18 protein-coding genes are annotated in these 18466 nt (G+C 71.0%); 12 read left to right on the top strand and 6 right to left on the bottom strand.

What is annotated here, in order from left to right; genetic code table 11:
* The first annotated feature begins 12 nt into the window (after positions 1-12).
* Positions 13-1005 carry a DUF3068 domain-containing protein gene (locus OG798_RS16915; protein ID WP_267061487.1) on the top strand — a complete coding sequence of 331 codons (993 nt, stop codon included), beginning with the start codon at positions 13-15 and terminating at the stop codon, positions 1003-1005.
* On the opposite strand, the gene hrpB is transcribed toward OG798_RS16915, so the two are convergent.
* Both hrpB and OG798_RS16905 read right to left on the bottom strand, forming a co-directional pair.
* On the bottom strand, positions 995-3562 hold the full coding sequence (gene hrpB, locus OG798_RS16910) for an ATP-dependent helicase HrpB (RefSeq protein WP_267061486.1): 2568 nt from the start codon (positions 3560-3562) through the stop codon (positions 995-997). The genes OG798_RS16915 and hrpB overlap by 11 nt on opposite strands.
* A gap of 4 nt (positions 3563-3566) precedes the next feature.
* Positions 3567-4448, bottom strand: coding sequence for a class I SAM-dependent methyltransferase (locus OG798_RS16905; protein ID WP_373558998.1), 882 nt, complete (start codon positions 4446-4448; stop codon positions 3567-3569).
* A gap of 337 nt (positions 4449-4785) precedes the next feature.
* On the opposite strand from OG798_RS16905, the gene rpsA reads away from it, so the two are divergent.
* The 5 genes from rpsA to OG798_RS16880 all read left to right on the top strand — a co-directional run bounded on the left by rpsA (position 4786) and on the right by OG798_RS16880 (position 10343).
* A complete protein-coding gene (gene rpsA / locus OG798_RS16900; RefSeq protein ID WP_075026303.1) occupies positions 4786-6285 on the top strand; it encodes a 30S ribosomal protein S1 in 1500 nt (499 codons plus the stop codon).
* A 295-nt stretch (positions 6286-6580) separates the two neighbouring features.
* Positions 6581-8107: a flavin monoamine oxidase family protein gene (locus OG798_RS16895; RefSeq protein ID WP_328760038.1), complete on the top strand. Its 1527-nt coding sequence runs from the start codon at positions 6581-6583 to the stop codon at positions 8105-8107.
* Positions 8108-8254: 147 nt separating this feature from the next.
* On the top strand, positions 8255-9193 hold the full coding sequence (locus tag OG798_RS16890) for a PAC2 family protein (RefSeq protein WP_060898459.1): 939 nt from the start codon (positions 8255-8257) through the stop codon (positions 9191-9193).
* Between the two features lie 110 nt (positions 9194-9303).
* The gene (coaE, locus tag OG798_RS16885) at positions 9304-9912 is read left to right on the top strand and encodes a dephospho-CoA kinase (protein ID WP_095855237.1); all 609 of its coding nucleotides are present in this window, start codon (positions 9304-9306) and stop codon (positions 9910-9912) included.
* A gap of 50 nt (positions 9913-9962) precedes the next feature.
* On the top strand, positions 9963-10343 hold the full coding sequence (locus OG798_RS16880; RefSeq protein ID WP_054235974.1) for a tetratricopeptide repeat protein: 381 nt from the start codon (positions 9963-9965) through the stop codon (positions 10341-10343).
* Between the two features lie 38 nt (positions 10344-10381).
* Here the strand turns inward: OG798_RS16880 and OG798_RS16875 are convergent, their stop codons facing one another.
* Complete coding sequence (locus tag OG798_RS16875; protein ID WP_179436611.1) at positions 10382-10648, bottom strand: DUF6343 family protein; 267 nt, start codon at positions 10646-10648, stop codon at positions 10382-10384.
* 123 nt (positions 10649-10771) lie between these two features.
* On the opposite strand from OG798_RS16875, the gene OG798_RS16870 reads away from it, so the two are divergent.
* Both OG798_RS16870 and OG798_RS16865 read left to right on the top strand, forming a co-directional pair.
* A complete protein-coding gene (locus tag OG798_RS16870; protein WP_267061485.1) occupies positions 10772-11758 on the top strand; it encodes an acyltransferase domain-containing protein in 987 nt (328 codons plus the stop codon).
* A gap of 89 nt (positions 11759-11847) precedes the next feature.
* Complete coding sequence (locus tag OG798_RS16865; protein ID WP_328757273.1) at positions 11848-12303, top strand: DoxX family protein; 456 nt, start codon at positions 11848-11850, stop codon at positions 12301-12303.
* 46 nt (positions 12304-12349) lie between these two features.
* Here the strand turns inward: OG798_RS16865 and OG798_RS16860 are convergent, their stop codons facing one another.
* Positions 12350-12847 (bottom strand): RNA-binding S4 domain-containing protein, encoded by a 498-nt coding sequence (locus OG798_RS16860; protein WP_328757272.1) that lies wholly within the window; start codon positions 12845-12847, stop codon positions 12350-12352.
* A gap of 159 nt (positions 12848-13006) precedes the next feature.
* Here OG798_RS16860 and OG798_RS16855 point away from each other — a divergent pair, with 159 nt between their 5' ends.
* Entirely contained in the window at positions 13007-13837 is an 831-nt protein-coding gene (locus OG798_RS16855; RefSeq protein WP_435864037.1) for a uracil-DNA glycosylase, read from the top strand.
* A 9-nt stretch (positions 13838-13846) separates the two neighbouring features.
* Positions 13847-14809 (top strand): prolyl aminopeptidase, encoded by a 963-nt coding sequence (gene pip / locus OG798_RS16850; protein WP_095855242.1) that lies wholly within the window; start codon positions 13847-13849, stop codon positions 14807-14809.
* A gap of 38 nt (positions 14810-14847) precedes the next feature.
* On the opposite strand, the gene OG798_RS16845 is transcribed toward pip, so the two are convergent.
* Positions 14848-15531, bottom strand: coding sequence for a GntR family transcriptional regulator (locus OG798_RS16845; protein WP_095855243.1), 684 nt, complete (start codon positions 15529-15531; stop codon positions 14848-14850).
* 194 nt (positions 15532-15725) lie between these two features.
* On the opposite strand from OG798_RS16845, the gene OG798_RS16840 reads away from it, so the two are divergent.
* Together OG798_RS16840 and OG798_RS16835 are read left to right on the top strand one after the other, a co-directional pair.
* The gene (locus tag OG798_RS16840) at positions 15726-17201 is read left to right on the top strand and encodes an NCS1 family nucleobase:cation symporter-1 (RefSeq protein WP_097226235.1); all 1476 of its coding nucleotides are present in this window, start codon (positions 15726-15728) and stop codon (positions 17199-17201) included.
* Between the two features lie 5 nt (positions 17202-17206).
* On the top strand, positions 17207-17923 hold the full coding sequence (locus tag OG798_RS16835; RefSeq protein ID WP_095855244.1) for an aspartate/glutamate racemase family protein: 717 nt from the start codon (positions 17207-17209) through the stop codon (positions 17921-17923).
* A gap of 25 nt (positions 17924-17948) precedes the next feature.
* On the opposite strand, the gene OG798_RS16830 is transcribed toward OG798_RS16835, so the two are convergent.
* A complete protein-coding gene (locus OG798_RS16830; protein ID WP_095855245.1) occupies positions 17949-18353 on the bottom strand; it encodes a RidA family protein in 405 nt (134 codons plus the stop codon).
* Positions 18354-18466 lie beyond the last annotated feature (113 nt).

Genomic DNA, 18466 nt, shown 5'->3' with positions numbered 1-18466 from the left:
AGGGACGCCGAGATGCGTCGCAAGGCCAGCCTGATCCTGCTCGCCTTCGCCGTGTTCTTCGCGGCGCTGTCCCCGCTGCTGCGCTGGTACGCCTTCCCGCGGCTGGCGAAGATCCCTGCCAACCAGTACCAGGACATGGTCCTGGAGGCGAAGGACGCGACCCTGCTCGACTACGGCACCATGCAGGCGAAGAAGGTCCCCAAGGTCACCATCGTGCAGACCCTGAAGGGCGACGTCGAGGCCTCCGACCGCATCGAGAGGACGGCGGGCCGCGACGTCGTCGTCTGGGACAGCCTCTCCTATGTGCAGGGCCCGGACGGGAAGATGGTCTCCAAGCTCCCCGAGCGCTACATCTTCGACGCGCACAGCCAGGACCCCGTCCACGCCACCGGCGAGTCCGTCGACGGCGACCCCGTCACACGCGAGGGCATCGAGTTCAAGTGGCCCTTCCACACGGAGAAGCGGGACTACGAGTACTTCGACGCGCAGACCCGTACCTCGGCCCCCATCCACTACAAGGGCACCCAGACCTTCCGCGGCGTCAAGGTGTACTACTTCGAGCAGACCATTCCCTGGACGAAGGTCAAGTTCCCCAAGGTCATGCCCGTCCAGGGCATCACTGCGGAGTCGGTCGCCAAGACGGGCACGACACGCTGGTACACGACCGTCCGCAAGTTCTGGGTGGAACCGGTCACCGGGGCGCCGGTCTACGGCGAGGAGATCCACAAGGAGGAGCTGCGGGGCGGCACCCTCCTCGGGGACCGCGACAAGGTGACCGCCTTCGCCGGACACGTGAAGATGCGCGAGGACTACATCAAGCACACCGTCGCCCTGGTCAAGTCCAACCGCACCCTGATCCTGCTGCTGACGTCGTATCTGCCGTGGGGCTTCCTGATCCTGGGCGCGGCTCTGCTGTCCCTCTCCCTCTACCTGGAGGCGCGCAGCCGCCGCCCGGGCGACCCGGCCCCCACGGAGGCGGCGGAACCGGAGCCGGTCAACGCCTGAGCCGCGCGTTCGTGTGCCGCGTCGGCTCGGCGGTGGCCGGGTCCTCGGGCCACGGATGCTTGGGGTAGCGGCCCCGCAGCTCCGCCCGCACCGCCTTGTACCCGTCCTTCCAGAAGGAGGCGAGGTCGGCGGTGACGGCGGCGGGGCGACCGGCGGGCGAGAGCAGGTGGACGAGCACGGGCACCCCGGCGACGGCCGGTGACTCGTGCAGCCCGAACATCTCCTGCAGCTTGACGGCGAGCACCGGCTGCTCGGGGTTGGCGTAGTCGATCCGGATCCTGGACCCACTGGGCACCTCGATCCGTTCGGGCGCGAGCTCGTCCAGCCGGGCCGCGTCCCCCGTGGCCCAGGGCAGCAGCCGGTTCAGCGCCTGCCCGGCATCGATCCGCGCCAGATCGGCCCGCCGCCGGGCACGGCCGAGCTCCGGCTCCAGCCACTCGTCCACGCGCGCGTGGAGCGCGTCGTCGGACACGTCGGGCCAGGGGTCGCCCAGGTGCAGCCGCAGAAACCCGAGCCGCCGCCGCAGCCCCTCGGCATCCGGGGACCACCGCAACAGCCCGAACCCGTCCTCCCGCAGCCCTTCGAGCAACGCTTCCCGTACGAGCCCGGGGTCGGCCTTCTTCAGCGGACGCACCGCCAGCTCCACGGCCCCGAGCCGCTCGACCCGCCGCGCGACGACATCGCCGTCGGCCCAGTGGACCTCGTCCCCCTCGGTGTGCAGGGGCGCCGCGGCCCGCCGTGCCGTCTCCTCGTCGACGACGGCGGCAAGCCGCACACGCGCGTGCCCGGCCCCGACGGGCCGATCGGCCACGGCGACCGCCAGCCAGGGCGCGCCGCGCAGAGCCGAGCCGTCGCCGATGTCGGCACGGGTGCCGTTCAGCATGAGGTAGGAGCCGCCCTGCGCCTGCGCGAGCCGCTCGGGGAACGTCAGGGCAGCCACCAGCGCGACCACGCGATCGCCGCCGCCGGCCGGCCACGGACCACCTTCGAGCCCGGCACCGCGGGCGCTGTCCTGGGCGGGTGGGTGGGAAAGTCCCGTCGAAGCGGAGCGCAGGCGCCGGGATTCGGTGCGCCAGCGGGACGCGTAGGGGTCGCCGCCGCGTCGGGCCAGCCTCCAGGCCGCTGCCAGGTCGTCGCCGTACTCGCGGGGCGGCTCCTCGCTCAGGAGGGCGACCACTTCGGCGGCGCGGTCGGCGCCCACCACGGGGGCCGCGTCCAGCAGCGCCCGGGCGAGCCGGGGGTGCAGGCCCAGCCGGGACATGCGCACCCCCCGTTCCGTGGCCCGACCGGCCGCGTCCACGGCACCCACCGCCGACAGGACGGACCGCGCCGCCGCCATCGCCCCGCCCGGCGGCGGGTCCAGGAGCGCCAGCCCCGTAGCCCCGGGGTCGCCCCAGCAGGCCGCCTGCAGGGCGAACGCCGTCAGGTCGGCCACCTTGATCTCCGGGGCGGGAAATCGCGGCAGACGGGCGTCCTCGGCTTCCGTCCAGCAGCGGTACACCCGCCCCGGCGCCTCACGCCCGGCCCGCCCCGCCCGCTGCCGTCCGGCCGCCTGCGAGGCCCGTACCGTCGCCAGCGCGCTCAGCCCGCGCGCGTGGTCCACCCGCGGCTCCCGCGCCAGCCCGGAGTCGACGACCACCCGTACCCCCGGAACCGTCAGGGACGACTCCGCCACGGAGGTCGCCAGGACCACCCGGCGCCGGTCCACGGTCCCCGGTGACAGCACCGCGTCCTGCACGGCGGCGGGCGCCCGCCCGTGCACCTGCAGCACGTCGACCCGGCCGCCCAGATCCCCCAGCCCGCCCGCCACCCGCGCGATCTCCCCGACCCCGGGGAGGAAGCAGAGGACGTCCCCCTCGCACTCCGTCAGTGCCCGTCGCACCACCGACGCGACATGCGTCAGCAGCGCCGGGTCGACACGCATGCCGTGCGGCGGTCGTACCGGACGTACCGGAGGCGCCCACTCCACCTCCACCGGATACGAGACGCCCTGCGCCGCGACGACGGGCGCGTCGCCGAGCAGCCGCGCCCACCCCGCCGCGTCCGTGGTCGCCGACGCCGCCACGAGCCGCAGCTCGGGACGGAGCGTGGCCCGTACGTCCAGGAGGAACGCGGCGACCGTGTCGGCGTCCAGATGACGTTCGTGGCACTCGTCGAGCACCACCACGTCGACGCCCGCGAGCTCCTGGTCCCGCTGGAGCCGTTGGAGGAGGACACCCGTCGTGACGACCTCCACACGCGCGCGTGGCCCCACGACCCGCTCCCCGCGCACGGTGAACCCGACGCTCTCCCCGACCTTCTCGCCGAGCAGCCACGCCATCCGCCGCGCGGCGGCCCGGGCGGCGATCCGCCGCGGCTCGGCGACCACGACCCGGCGCGCCGGCCGTCCGTCACCCGGGCCGCCGAGGAGTCCGGCGAGCGCCAGCGGCACGAGGGTCGTCTTGCCGGTCCCGGGCGGCGCCACGAGCACGGCGCTGCCGCCGTCCTCCAGGGCGTCGTCCAGGGCGGGCAGGGCGCCGCGTACGGGCAGCGCGTCCAGGGCGTCGTAACGGATCACCCGTTCAGTCTCGTACGCACACGAAGATCGCCGTACCGGGGATCAGGTTTCCGCGCAGCGGGGACCAGCCGCCCCACTCCTGGGTGTTCCAGGCGGGCCACTGCGGCTCGACCAGGTCGAGCAGCCGGAAGCCCCCCGCCACCACGTCCCGTACCCGGTCGCCGACCGTCCTGTGGTGCTCGACGTACACCGCGCGGCCCTCCTCGTCCTGCTCGACGTAGGGAGTGCGGTCGAAGTAGGACGACGAGACGGACAGACCCTCGGGGCCGGGCTCGTCCGGGAAGGCCCAGCGGATCGGGTGCGTCACGGAGAAGACGAAGCGGCCGCCGGGGCGCAGCACCCGGTGGACCTCCTTCAGGACACGCACCGGGTCGGCGACGAACGGCAACGCGCCGTACGCCGAGCACGCGAGGTCGAAGGAGCCGTCGGCGAAGGGCAGCGCGCCCGCGTCGGCCTCCACGAGGGGCACCCCGCCGCCTATGCGCAGCGCGTGCTGGAGCTGGCGGTGGGAGAGGTCCAGGGCGACCGGACGGGCCCCCTGGGCGGCCAGCCAGCGCGAGCACTGGGCCGCGCCGGCACCGATCTCCAGGATGTCCTTGCCCTTGAGGTCCTCCGGCGGGCCGAGCAGCTCGGCCTCCACCTCGTCGAGGCCCTCGGGGCCCCATACGAAACGGTCGTCCCCGAGGAACGTGCCGTGTTCTGTCTGGTAGTCGTCCGCGTTCCGGTCCCACCAGCCGCGGTTGGCGCGGGAGCTCTCCGTGACGCCGGCGTCGCGCCGGGTCGCCTCCGGCTCGGCATGTTCGGGCTCCGGGACCTCGGAGTGTTCCGGTTCGTGGATCTGGGGCTCTTGGATGATCGGCTCCCTCGTATTAGTCTGCGGCTCCAACCGGTCTCGGGAGTGTCACGGCAGGGGTTGCCTATGGCCCGCGTGGCCTCGTGAGACAGGTTTTGTGCCGGGATTGCGGCGATCCGCCCCGGGTGTGCGCCTTCGCGCATTGACCCTGCCCGGCTGCCCCCGTATGCTACAAGTTGCGCTGCGGGCCTGCGCTCCTCAGACGTAGCAGGCTGCGCTCGCATCTGTATGTATGTCCCCTCGGTTTTCGAGGCGCCACCGGGCAATCGGGTTCGGCGCTTCCTTGGCTGTCCGGCTTCTACAGGGCGAAACGGGCTCCCGGCGTAAGCAGTACCTACGACTCTCTGTCCGTACCGGAGCCCTTTCCCACATGACGAGCAGCACCGAGACCACCGCCACCACTCCGCAGGTTGCGGTCAACGACATCGGTAACGAGGAAGCCTTCCTCGCCGCGATCGACGAGACGATCAAGTACTTCAACGACGGCGACATCGTCGACGGCGTCATCGTGAAGGTCGACCGGGACGAGGTCCTGCTCGACATCGGTTACAAGACCGAAGGTGTCATCCCGAGCCGCGAGCTCTCGATCAAGCACGACGTCGACCCGAACGAGGTCGTCGCCGTCGGTGACGAGATCGAAGCCCTTGTTCTCCAGAAGGAGGACAAGGAAGGCCGCCTGATCCTCTCGAAGAAGCGCGCCCAGTACGAGCGCGCCTGGGGCACCATCGAGAAGATCAAGGAAGAGGACGGCATCGTCACCGGTACCGTCATCGAGGTCGTCAAGGGTGGACTCATCCTCGACATCGGCCTCCGTGGCTTCCTGCCGGCTTCCCTCGTCGAGATGCGCCGTGTCCGCGACCTCCAGCCCTACGTGGGCAAGGAGCTCGAGGCCAAGATCATCGAGCTGGACAAGAACCGCAACAACGTGGTCCTGTCCCGCCGTGCCTGGCTGGAGCAGACCCAGTCCGAGGTTCGCCAGACGTTCCTCACCACCCTCCAGAAGGGTCAGGTCCGCTCCGGCGTCGTCTCCTCGATCGTCAACTTCGGTGCCTTCGTGGACCTGGGTGGCGTCGACGGTCTCGTGCACGTCTCCGAGCTCTCCTGGAAGCACATCGACCACCCCTCCGAGGTTGTCGAGGTCGGCCAGGAAGTCACCGTCGAGGTCCTCGACGTCGACATGGACCGCGAGCGCGTCTCCCTGTCGCTCAAGGCGACGCAGGAAGACCCGTGGCAGCAGTTCGCCCGTACGCACCAGATCGGTCAGGTCGTCCCGGGTAAGGTCACCAAGCTCGTTCCGTTCGGTGCGTTCGTCCGCGTGGACGAGGGCATCGAGGGTCTGGTCCACATCTCCGAGCTGGCCGAGCGCCACGTGGAGATCCCGGAGCAGGTCGTCCAGGTCAACGACGAGATCTTCGTCAAGGTCATCGACATCGACCTCGAGCGCCGCCGCATCAGCCTCTCGCTGAAGCAGGCCAACGAGTCCTTCGGTGCCGACCCGGCCTCGGTCGAGTTCGACCCGACCCTGTACGGCATGGCCGCGTCCTACGACGACCAGGGCAACTACATCTACCCCGAGGGCTTCGACCCCGAGACCAACGACTGGCTCGAGGGCTACGAGACCCAGCGCGAGGCGTGGGAGCACCAGTACGCCGAGGCGCAGTCGCGCTTCGAGCAGCACCAGGCTCAGGTCATCAAGTCCCGCGAGGCCGACGCTCAGGCCGAGGCCGAGGGTGCCACCTCCACGGGTGCGGCTCCGGCTGCCTCCGGTGGCGGTTCGTACTCCTCGGAGTCGGACGACACCTCCGGCGCCCTGGCGTCGGACGAGGCCCTGGCTGCGCTCCGCGAGAAGCTCGCCGGCGGCCAGAGCTGAAAGCTCACCGCTAGCCAGTAGCACGTGACTGCGGGCCCGCACCCTTCGGGGTGCGGGCCCGCAGTGCGTTTGCTCCCCCTTCGTCCCCCGGCCGTCCAGCGGGCCGCACGTGTGCGGTTGCAGAAACGTGCGGGATACACGAGTAACTGACGGGCCGTAACCCGCCATTGGGAGGCTTCCCCGGTCGTTCAAGATCGAAAGGGGAGCTCCCGTCATGGCACAACCTCAGAGCGGTCCTGGCACGAGTCGGCGTTCCTTCCTGCGCAACGTGGGACTCACGGGCGGCGCGGGCACCATGCTCGCCACCATGGGTGCCCTCGGCCTCGCGCCCACGGCCGAGGCGGCCCAGCGCGAACAGCCCTTCCGCGCCCCGCGGCCGGGCGACTTCACCCTCACCGGCCGCGGCGCCGCCAAGGTGGTCGTAGTCGGCGGCGGCATCGCGGGCCTGGCCTGCGCGTACGAACTCGGCAAGGCGGGCTACGACTGTACGGTCCTGGAGGCCAGAGGCCGCACCGGCGGCCGCAACTTCACGGTCCGCGGCGGCGATACGACCACCGACCTCCACGGCAACATGCAGACGGCCCGCTTCAGCGACGGCCAGTACATGAACTGCGGCCCCGCCCGCATCCCCCAGTGGATGATCACCCTCGACTACTGCCGCGAACTCGGCGTCCCCATCGAGGTGTTCACCAACGTCAACGCGGACGCCTACCTCTTCAACGAGTCCACCGGGATGAAGAAGCCCGTGCGGTACCGCACGGCGAAGGCCGACGTGTACGGCTACGTCTCCGAGTTGCTCGCCAAGGCCACCGACAAGGGAGCCCTGGACAAGGAGCTGACCGCCACCGACCAGGAGAGGCTCGTCGAGTTCCTCAAGGACTGGGGCGAACTGGGCGACAAGCTGACGTACGAGGGCGGCGAGCGCCGCGGATACACGACCGTCCCGGCCGCCGCGGGTACCTCCGGAGTGCTCCTCGGTGACGTCCCGTCGGCCTCCGACGTCCTCGCGTCCGGTGTCGGCCGCTACTTCTCCTTCGAGTTCGGCTTCGACCAGGCGATGCTGATGTTCCAGCCGGTGGGCGGCATGGATCAGATACCGCGCGCGCTCACCAGGGCGATAGGCGAGCACCACATCCGCACCGGGGCCGTGGTCTCCCAAATCACCGACAAGGGGAGCGGCGTTTCGGTCACTTACACCCAGTCGGGCCGTACGAAGGTGATCGACGCCGACTACTGCGTGGGCGCCCTCCCGCCCAACATCCTCGCCAGGATCCCGCACAACCTCGGCTCCGGTGTGCAGAGCGCCCTGGAGGCGATCACTCCCTCGTCGGCGGCGAAGATCGGGCTCGAGTACCGTTCCCGCTGGTGGGAGCTCGATCACCACATCTACGGCGGTATCACCGAGACCGACCAGGACGTCACGCACATCTGGCACCCCTCGTACGGCTTCCACGGCGCGCGCGGCGTGATGATCGGCTACTACAACTACGACGGCGACGCCGACTCGTACGCCGAACTCACCCCCAAGGAGCGCGAGAAGCGCGCCGTGGCGGCCGGGGTGAAGATCTACGGCGAGAAGTACCGCACCGAACTCGCGTCCTCCTTCTCGCACCACTGGCGCCAGACACCGCATCTGGAGGCCGCCTGGCACAACACCCCAGGCGGCCCCGACGACGTCCGCTACAAACCGCTGAACGAGCCCACGGGGCGCGTCTACTTCGCGGGCGACTGGCTCAGCTACACCGACGCCTGGCAGCACGGCGCGTTCACCTCCGCCCGCAAGGCGGTCACCGCGCTGCACGCGCGCGTGCTGTCGGCGTAGGCATGCGGGGCGACGAACCCGGCGGGTGAGCCGAAGGGGCGCGTCTGTGCGCCCCGGAGGCGAACCGAGCCGTAAAAGGTGCGGTCCGGGGAATGCTCGCGATCCTCACCACGTTGTGGAGTACGAACACGAGGAGGAGCGGTCACAGTGCTTGATCCGCAGGGTTTGTACGCATGGGAGCCGAAGGGCCTGGCCGTGGTGGACATGGCACTCGCCCAGGAGTCGGCCGGTCTGGTCATGCTCTACCACTTCGACGGATACATCGACGCGGGTGAAACGGGCGACCAGATCGTCGACCGTCTGCTCGACTCGCTCCCCCACCAGGTCGTGGCCCGTTTCGACCACGACCGGCTCGTGGACTACCGGGCGCGCCGCCCGCTGCTGACGTTCAAGCGCGACCGCTGGACGGACTACGAGGAGCCCACGCTCGACGTGCGGCTCGTCCAGGACGCCACGGGCGCGCCCTTCCTGCTGCTGTCGGGACCCGAGCCGGACGTCGAGTGGGAGCGCTTCGCCGCCGCCGTCCAGCAGATCGTGGAGCGGCTCGGCGTCCGGCTGTCGGTGAACTTCCACGGCATTCCGATGGGCGTCCCGCACACCCGCCCCGTGGGCCTCACCCCGCACGGCAACCGCACCGACCTGGTGCCGGGCCACCGCAGCCCCTTCGACGAGGCGCAGGTCCCCGGCAGCGCCGAATCCCTCGTCGAGTACCGCCTCATGGAGGCCGGACACGACGTCCTGGGCGTCGCCGCGCACGTCCCGCACTACATCGCCCGCTCCCCGTACCCGGACGCGGCGCTGACCGTCCTGGAGGCCATCACGGGCGCCACGGGCCTGGTGCTCCCCGCCATAGCGCACTCCCTGCGCACCGAGGCGCACCGCACCCAGACGGAGATCGACCGGCAGATCCAGGAGGGCGACGAGGAGCTCGTGGCCCTCGTCCAGGGCCTCGAGCACCAGTACGACGCCGCCGCGGGCGCCGAGACGCGGGGCAACATGCTCGCGGAGCCGGTGGACATCCCGTCGGCGGACGAGATCGGGTTGGAGTTCGAGCGCTTCCTGGCGGAGCGCGAGGGTGACGCGTAAGGGGCGACGCCCGTAGGGCGGGGGGTGCAGGTAGGCCCCTTCGTGCCTTCACACAGGCCCCTTTAGGGGCCGTGGGGGGCTCGTCACCGGCAGGCCCTAAGCTCTCGGTCATGCTGAAGGTTGGCCTGACCGGCGGTATCGGTGCCGGCAAGAGTGAGGTGTCGAGGCTGCTCGTGCGGCTCGGCGCGGTGCTGATCGACGCGGATCTGATCGCGCGGGAGGTCGTCGCACCGGGAACCCCCGGGCTCGCGGCCGTCGTCGACGCCTTCGGGCAGGACGTGCTCGCACCCGACGGCGGTCTGGACCGCCCCAAACTGGGCTCGATCGTCTTCGCCGACCCGGAGAAGCTCGCCGTCCTGAACTCGATCGTGCACCCCCTGGTGGGCGCCCGCTCCCGCGAGCTGGAAAGTGCCGCGGCCGAGGACGCCGTCGTGATCCACGACGTCCCGCTGCTCGCCGAGAACGCCCTCAGGCCGCTGTACGACCTCGTGGTCGTCGTCGACGCCAGCCCCGAGACCCAGCTCGACCGTCTCGTGCGGCTGCGCGGCATGACCGAGGCGGACGCCCGCGCCCGCATGGCCGCCCAGGCCACCCGCGAGCAGCGGCTGGGGATCGCGGATGTCGTCATCGACAACGATGCCCCCCTGGAGGAGCTGGAGGCGCGCGTACGGGAGGTTTGGGCGGATCTCGTCCGCCGGGCGTACGCCCGCAAGGAATAGCCGTCCTCGACGGGGGCGTTGAACCCGTTCAGCGAGGGAAGGACTCTGCCGTGCCCGAGACCAGCGGATCGACCGGACGTACTCCGGAGACGCATGTCATCGACTTCCGTGCCGCTGAGCAACTGCTCGCCGCGCGGGACCCGCGGGGCGCGGTGAAGCTGCTCGATCCAGTGATCGCCGCGCACCCGGAGAACACCGCCGCCCGGCTGCTGCGCGCGCGTGCCTTCTTCGCCGCCGCGCAATTGCGGCCCGCCGAGCTGGAGTTCACGATCGTCCTGGAGCGCGAGCCGGACAACGCGTTCGCGCACTTCGCGCTTGCCCGGACCTATGAGCGCCAGCTCCGCCCCGACCAGGCGAAGCGGCACTTCCGGCTGGCGGCGGCGCTCGACCCGAAGCCCCAGTACCTGGAAGCGGCGCGCTTCGACTCGTGAGTCGTAAGTCGTGACCCGCCGTGGCCGTCGCCGCTCCGCTACGGGTGACGGTGCTCCGGAGGCCGGTACGGCGGGATGTCGCGGCCCGGCTGGTAGTGCGGCCCCTGATGGATGTGGCGCAGGATCATGGTCATGTCGGCGGTGACGATCAGCCACAGCACCCCGCACGCGGCCGCCCAGCCGGGGCGTCCGACCAGCGCGAACGCGGCCGTACCGAAGATCGTCCAGACCAGGCCCCAGACACTCAGCCAAAAGCGCATGCGCAGGGCGCTGCGCGCCGTCGTCGGTTCACTGCCTGTACGCATACGGATCACTACTCCGTGACGCTGATCCGTGACCATCGCTCCTACTGGAAACGTACTCTTCGTCGTGCACGTTGACCAAGGGCCGCGTAGAGCGAGCGGCGGCCGGACCGACGGGAGGCGCGGGTGCTGCTGGAGGCGCTGCGGGCGGACGCGAGACTCGCCGAGTGGCTGAGGGACCTGGAGAGCGAGGGCGCTCCCCGGCTGGAGGCGGTGCTCCCGGACGAGGACGAGCTGCCGGACCTCCTGCTCGACCTGACCGTGGCCCACGAGCACATCAACGAACTCGTCGCGCTGCGCGGCCGGCTGGCGGCCGACCCGGAGGCGATGACGCTGCTCGCCCGGTGCGTCGGCCGCTTCGTACGGGACATGGGGGAGATCGGGAAGGGCTGGGAGCCGCCCGCGTTCCCCGAGTCGGCGGGTCCCCTCGGGCGCTGCTTCCACCTGTACGTCTTCATCGCGGCGCTCCCGTACGTCCGGGCCCACCACCGGGGGCGCGGCATCCCCGACGACGTGTCCCGGCGCACCCTGGCCGACCTCGGCAGGCATGTGTCCGTACACCACAGACGGCTCGGGATGCCGGGGCTGCTGTTCCCCTGGTGGATCGCCCTGCACTTCCACGGTGAGCTGTTCCAGCTGGGCCGGCTGCAGTTCCAGCGCTCGCGGCTCGGCCGGCGCACGGGGCGGGCCGTCGCGGCGGCGGGCCTCGACGCCGGCCCCGGCGACGCGTGTCTGAGCCTGCACATACCCGACTTCCACGGGCCGCTGTCACCCGCCGCCTGCGAGCGGTCGCTCGCGCTGGCACGGGAGTTCTTCGCCCGGCACTATCCCGACGAGCGCCATGAAGTCGCCGTGTGCCACTCCTGGCTGCTCGACCCACAGCTCGGGCGGTATCTCCCGGCGGACTCGAACATCATCCGCTTCCAGGAACGCTTCCGGCTCGCGTACGAGGAGACGACCCCGGACGACGGGGTGCCGGTCGGCTTCGTCTTCGGCGATCCGGAGCTGCCCACGCGCGCGCTGCCGCGCCGGAGCGCGGTGGAGCGTGCGGTGGGGGACCATCTGCGCGCGGGCGGGCACTGGTACGTCGGGCACGGCTGGTTCGCGCTGTAGCCGTCTTTGGCCCACGGCGATGAGTTCCGGACGCGCCCCCGGTCTACCCCTGCGACAGCAACGCGTACCGCTTCGCACAGGAGACCCTCATGTCCGAGACCGCCGTCCCCGTCACCACGCTCGCCTCCACCTCCACCTCCGCCTCTTCGCTGAAGACCCGTGGCCGTGGTGCCCGGATCTCGCTGGGCGCGCTGCAGATCGTGCTCGGTCTCTTCTACGCGTTCGCGAGCGCGCTGCCCAAGCTGATCGCGCACCCGTCGGCCGCCGAGGCGTTCGACAAGCTCGGCTGGGGCAGCACGGGGATGTACCTCATCGGCGCGCTCGAACTCGCCGGAGGCCTCGCCCTGCTGGTCCCGCTGCTGTCCTCGGTGGCGGCGGTGGCGCTCGGCGCGCTGATGGTGGGGGCCTTCGTCGTGAACGTCACCGTCGTCCACGGGCCGTACGTGGCGACCCCGCTCATCCTGATCCTGCCGCTCGCGTTGATCGCGTGGGCCAGGAGGGACCGCACCACCGAGCTGGTGCGGTGGGTGCGGCGACGGGTATGACCTGGTGACGGCGCAAGACGGCGCATGACGGCCGTACGACGTCGGGTCAGGGCGAGTCGGGGCCGCCGAGGCCCCGGAGGCGTTCCATCTCGCGGCGGTCGCGCTTGGTCGGGCGGCCCGCTCCGCGGTCGCGGACACCGGCCGGGGCGATCGCCTCGCGCGGCGGGGGCGGCGGGCTGTTGTCGACGTAGCACTCGGCGGCGACGGGCGCGCCGACCCGCTTGCGGATCACCCGCTTCACGACGACGACCCGTTCCCGGATCCCCTGCCGCAGGCGCACCTCGTCGCCGACGCGCACGGCGTACGCGGGCTTGACGCGTTCCCCGTTCACCCGGACGTGTCCGCCCCGGCACGCGGTCGCGCCCGCCGAGCGGGTCTTGACCAGACGTACGGACCAGATCCAGCTGTCGACCCGCACGCTCTCGCCGCCCGCCGGACGGGCGGCCTCGGCGGCGGCCACCGCCGTCTCCTCGTCGACCTGCTCGTCGACCTGCTCGTCGACCTTCTCGTCGTTCCGCTCGACGTCCGCACCCTCAGAAGCCATGCCTCGACTCTAGAAGAGTCCCGGCCCGGCGTGCCTCGCAGGAGGAAGTAAGGACGACCGCCGGGCTGCGCCCCGCCGAACAGCCCACCGACCGACCCACCACTGACCCACCGGGGCCGGGTGGGGGAGGGGCCGGGCGCCCGGTCGTACGGTGGGGGCATGGACAGCAGCCCGGCCGACAGGAGCGATCCCGGCATCGTCGGCGACCTGGACGGCTCGGGCGCACTGGGTGACCTGGACGCACTGACCGATCTGGACGACCTGGACGCACTGACTGATCTGGACGCCCGGATCGCCGGGTGCCGGGCGTGTCCGCGGCTGGTCGCGTGGCGCGAGGAGGTCGCCCGCACCAGACGCGCAGCCTTCGCCGACCAGACGTACTGGGGCCGCCCCGTTCCCGGCTACGGACCGGCCGACGCCTCGCTGCTCATCGTCGGGCTCGCACCCGCCGCCCACGGCGGGAACCGGACCGGACGGATGTTCACGGGGGACCGCTCCGGGGACGTGCTCTACGCGGCGCTGCACGACGTGGGGCTCGCCTCGCGCGGGACCTCGGTGAGCGCGGACGACGGACTGGAGCTGTACGGCGTACGCGTCACCTCGCCCGTGCACTGCGCGCCGCCCGCCAACAAGCCGACACCCGGCGAACGGGACACCTGCCGCCCCTGGCTCGTACGGGAGTTGGAGCTGCTGCGGCCCACGCTCCGGTCGGTGGTCGTGCTGGGAGCCTTCGGCTGGCAGGCCGCGTTGCCCGCCTTCGCCGCGGCGGGATGGACGGTACCCCGGCCCAGGCCGGTGTTCGGGCACGGGGCGAGGGTTTCGCTGGAGGCGCAGGACGGGCCGGCGGCGGGGTCCGTCGAGCTGTTCGGGTGCTTCCACGTCAGCCAGCGGAACACGTTCACCGGACGGCTGACGCCCGCCATGCTGCGGGACGTGCTGCGTACGGCGGCGGGGGCGGCGGGGCTGACGACGCGACCGTATGACGGTTAACCTCGCCCGATGGGCCTGTATCCGGAGATCGAACCGTACGACCACGGCATGCTCGACGTCGGCGACGGCAACCGCGTGTACTGGGAGGTCTGCGGAAACCCCGACGGCAAGCCCGCCGTCATGCTGCACGGCGGTCCGGGGTCCGGCTGCGGTCCTTGGTTCCGGCGCTACTGCGACCCCGCCAAGTACCGGATCGTGCTGCTCGACCAGCGCGGCTGCGGACGCTCCACGCCGCACGCCGCCGCGTACGGGACGGACATGGCCGTCAACACGACGGCGCATGTCATCGGCGACCTGGAGCTGCTGCGACGGCACTTGGGCATCCGGCGGTGGCTGGTGTGGGGCGTGTCGTGGGGGTCGGCGCTGGGGCTGCGGTACGCGCAGACGCATCCGGACGTCGTCTCCGAACTGGTGCTGACCGCGGTGGCCACCGGCGCGAACGCCGAAGTGGCCCTGCTGACCAGGGGACTTGGACGGTTCTTCCCCGAGGCCTTCGAGCAGTTCCTCGCCGAACTGCCCGAGGGGGAGCGGGACGGGAACCTCGCCGCCGCCTACAGCCGGCTGCTCGAATCGCCCGACCCCGAGGTGCGGGCGCGGGCGGCGCGGGCCTGGACCGACTGGGAGACGGCGATCGTTCCCGCGCCGCCGCGGTCGGAGAAGCGCTACGAGGACCCGGAGTTCCGCATGGCGTTCGCGCGGACCGTCACGCACTACTTCGGCAACGACCACTTCCTGGGGGAAGGCAACGACGAAGGCGTCGTGATCCGCGACGCGCCCCTGCTGAAGGGCATCCCCGGCACGCTCGTCCAGGGCAGTCTCGACTTCGGGAACCTGCTGGGCACGGTGTGGCGGCTCCACCACGGCTGGCCCGACAGCGAGTTGATCGTCATCGACGACGTGGGGCACACCATGGGGGCGAGGGGTGTGGTGGACGCGTTGGTGGCGGCGACGGACAAGTACGCCCTGCGCTAGTCGACTTCAGGCCCGGGTACGCCCTGCGCTATCCCACTTCAGGCTCGGGGAGCCTCTGTTTCGCCGAAGAGGTGCCGCACCGTCGACCGGTAGTTGGCCTGGACGTGGGCGAGGGCGTGCGCGCGGGCGCGCTCCGGGTCGCCGGAGGCGATGGACTCGTACAACTCGTGGTGTTCGGTGAGAAGTTGGGGCCACTCCTCGTTCTGGCGGGTGAGCCAGCGCAGTCGGCCGTCGACCGGCTCCATGACGGAGATCAGCAGGCTGTTGCCCGCCATGGCGAGGATGCGGTCGTGGAAGCGGGTGTTGATGTCGGTGATCGCCTCCGCGTCGTCGGCGCGGGTCGCCGTCGCCGCACGGTCCAGCAGGTCCGCCAGCTCGGCGAGGTCCCGCGGTGTCGCCCGTGCCGCCGCGAGCCCGGCCGCGTAGACCTCCAGCGCCTCGCGCAGCTCGAAGAGTTCGGCCACGTCCGTCGGGGTGAGCCGGCGTACGACCGTGCGGCGCGGTGTCTCGAAGTGCACGAACCCCTCCGCCACGAGCGCGCGGATCGCCTCGCGCACGGGAACCCGTGAGACCCCGAACCGCTCCGCCAGCTCGCGTTCGACGAGACGGTCCCCGGGGCGCAGCCGCCCCGCGATGATCTCCTGCCGCAGCGCGGCCAGGACGCGTTCGCGGACCGCGCCCAGGGGTTCCCGTTCCGCGCCCAGGGGTTCGATCTTCGTCATGGGGCCATCTTCGCCGACTCCGGTGGTGTTTTACGGAGCCGTAACCGCTCGGACATCGGTCAGAACGCTTGACGGCGAGACCATGACGGCAGTTTGGTATACCAAACACGCTCCGCAGGGCCGTCCCGTACGCGCCGCAGCCGCCGCCCCCCACGCGAACCGCTGTCCTCCGTCCCCTCGCCCATGGAGGCCCCGTGTCCCTCGCCGACAGTGCCGAAGCCACCGGCACCCCAGCGTTCGTCCCCGACCCCCGGCTCACCAACGAAGACCTCGCACCCGCGGAGAAGCGCAACTGGAAGGTCTTCGACCTCTTCGCCATGTGGATGTCCGACGTCCACAACCTCGGCAACTACACCTTCGCCGCGGGCCTGCTGGTCCTCGGCATGAACGTCTGGCAGATCTTCACCTCGCTGCTCGTCGGCTTCGTGATCATCTACGCAGGCATGAACCTGATGGGCCGCATCGGCCAGCGCACCGGCGTGCCCTTCCCCGTCGTCAGCCGCATCAGCTTCGGCGTCTGGGGCGCCAACATCCCGGCGCTGATCAGGGCCGTCATCGCCATCATGTGGTACGGGATCCAGACCTACCTGGCCTCCGTCGCCGTGAACGTCATGCTGCTCGCCGCCTGGCCCGGCCTGGAGTCGTGGACCCACCACTCCTTCCTCGGCCTGGACGCGCTCGGCTGGACGTCCTTCGTCTCCCTCTGGCTGATCCAGGCGATGATCATCAGTCAGGGCATGGAGTCGGTCCGCAAGTTCCAGGACTTCTGCGGCCCGGCCATCTGGCTCGTCATGATCGCGCTGGCCGTCTGGGTCCTCGCCAAGGCCGGCTGGAGCATCTCGCTCACCTCGACCCCGCACCCGGTCTCCGTGGGCGAACAGTGGCGCCAGTGGTTCGGCGCGGTCGGCCTGATCCTGGCCACCTATGGCACGCTGATGCTCAACTTCTGCGACTTCTCGCGCTTCGCCCCCAGCTACAAGACGGTCAGGCGCGGCAACTTCTGGGGCCTGCCGATCAACTCCACGGCCTTCGTCATCGTGTCCGTCATCGTCACGGCCGGTTCCATCGAGGCGTTCGGCGAGGCCATCACCGACCCCGCGCTGCTGGTCGCCAAGGTCGGCAACACCTGGGTCCTGGTCCTCGGCGCCCTGACCTTCGCCATCGCCACCATGGGCGTCAACATCGTCGCCAACTTCGTCTCACCCGCGTACGACCTGGCGAACGTCTGGCCGCAGAAGATCACCTTCAAGATCGGCGGCATGATCAGCACGGTCGCCGCACTGGTCGTGACCCCCTGGAACCTCTTCTCCAACCCCACGGTCGTCAACTACTTCCTCGGCGGTCTCGGCGCCTTCCTGGGCCCGCTTTTCGGCGTCATCATGATCGACTACTACTGGGTGAAGCGCGGCAGGATCGACGTCGACCAGCTCTTCGACGCCCGGCCCGGATCGCCGTACTACTACCGCAAGGGCGTCAATCCCAAGGCCCTGTGGGCGTTCCTGCCCTCGGCGGCGGTCGCCGCGGTGCTGGCCCTGGTGAAGGCGTTCAGCGACGTGGCCCCGTACTCCTGGTTCATCGGAACCGCGCTGGCCGCGGGCCTGTACATGACCCTCTGCCGCACCGAACGCGCCGCCGACGAGACCACCGTCACCGAGCCCGTGGAGGTCTGAGCGGCGTGCACATCGTCGTCACCAACTGCAACACCACGCAGGAGATGACCGAGGAGATCGTGCGAGGTGCCCGGGCCGCCGCAGGCCCGGGCACCACCGTGACCGGCCTCACCCCCGCCTGGGGACCCGAGTCCGCCGAGGGCTGGCTCGACAGCTACCTCTCCGCCGCGGCCGTCCTCGACACCCTGCGCACATACGAGGGTCCCCGCGACGCCGTGGTCATGGCGGGCTTCGGCGAACACGGACGCGAGGGCGCGCGCGAACTCGTGGACGTGCCCGTCGTCGACATCACCGAGGCCGCCGCCCACCTCGCCTGCCTGCTCGGCCGCCGCTACGGAGTCGTCACCACCCTGGAGCGCTCACGCGGCCAGATCGAGGACAGCCTGTACGCCGCCGGAGTCGCCCAGAACTGCGCCGCGGTCGTCGGCACCGGCCTCGGCGTGCTCGACCTCGGCGACGTCCAGCGCACACAGGAGGCGTTCGTGACCGCGGCGGAGCGGGCCCGGGAGGCCGGCGCCGAGGTCCTCGTCCTCGGCTGTGCCGGCATGACGGGCCTGCAACGGGCGGTCGGGGAGAAACTGGACCTCCCGGTCGTCGACGGCGTCGCCGCCGCGGTCAAACTCGCGGAGTCCCTGGTCTCCCTGGGCCTCAGGACGAGCCGGGTGGGCAGCTATGCGCGACCGCTGCCGAAGCGGAGGGTGTGGGGTGCAGGCCGAGGGTGAATATGGCCTCGGACTCGGCCTCGGCCTAGTACTCGGGCACGACCGCCGTCGCCGTGATCTCCACCAACTGCCCGGTGTACCCGAGGCAGGCCACGCCGAGCAGTGTCGACGAGTGGGGTCCCGTACTGAGCCCGGACGCCTCGACGACACCCCACACGTCGGACAGCACCCTCGGCTCACCGCTGACGACATACACATCGGTCGCCACCACATGCGCGAAGTCACTGCCCACCGCACGGAGTTGCTCACCGAGATTGGCGATCACCTGCTCGGCCTGCCGCACGGGATCCCCCACACCGACGATCTTCCCCGCCGCGTCCAGCGGCACGGCCCCGGCGAGAAAGGCGAGCCGCGCACCCGCCTCGACGACCGACACGTGAGCGTAGCCGGGAGGCGGGAAGAGACTGGGGACGGTGACGCGAGCGGGCACGGGAACTCCACGAATCCTCGACTGGGCGGGCAACCTTCCTATGGTGTGGGCGGACGGAGGGCGATCGCACGCGATTTAGCCCCGACTCGTCCCCAGCCGAAGGCCCTGCCCCG

Origin of the sequence: Streptomyces sp. NBC_00271 (assembly GCF_036178845.1) — a bacterium.
Classification (GTDB): Bacteria; Actinomycetota; Actinomycetes; order Streptomycetales; family Streptomycetaceae; genus Streptomyces.
Note: the sequence above shows the minus strand (reverse complement) of the source record. Positions and strands in the feature narration are given on the sequence as shown.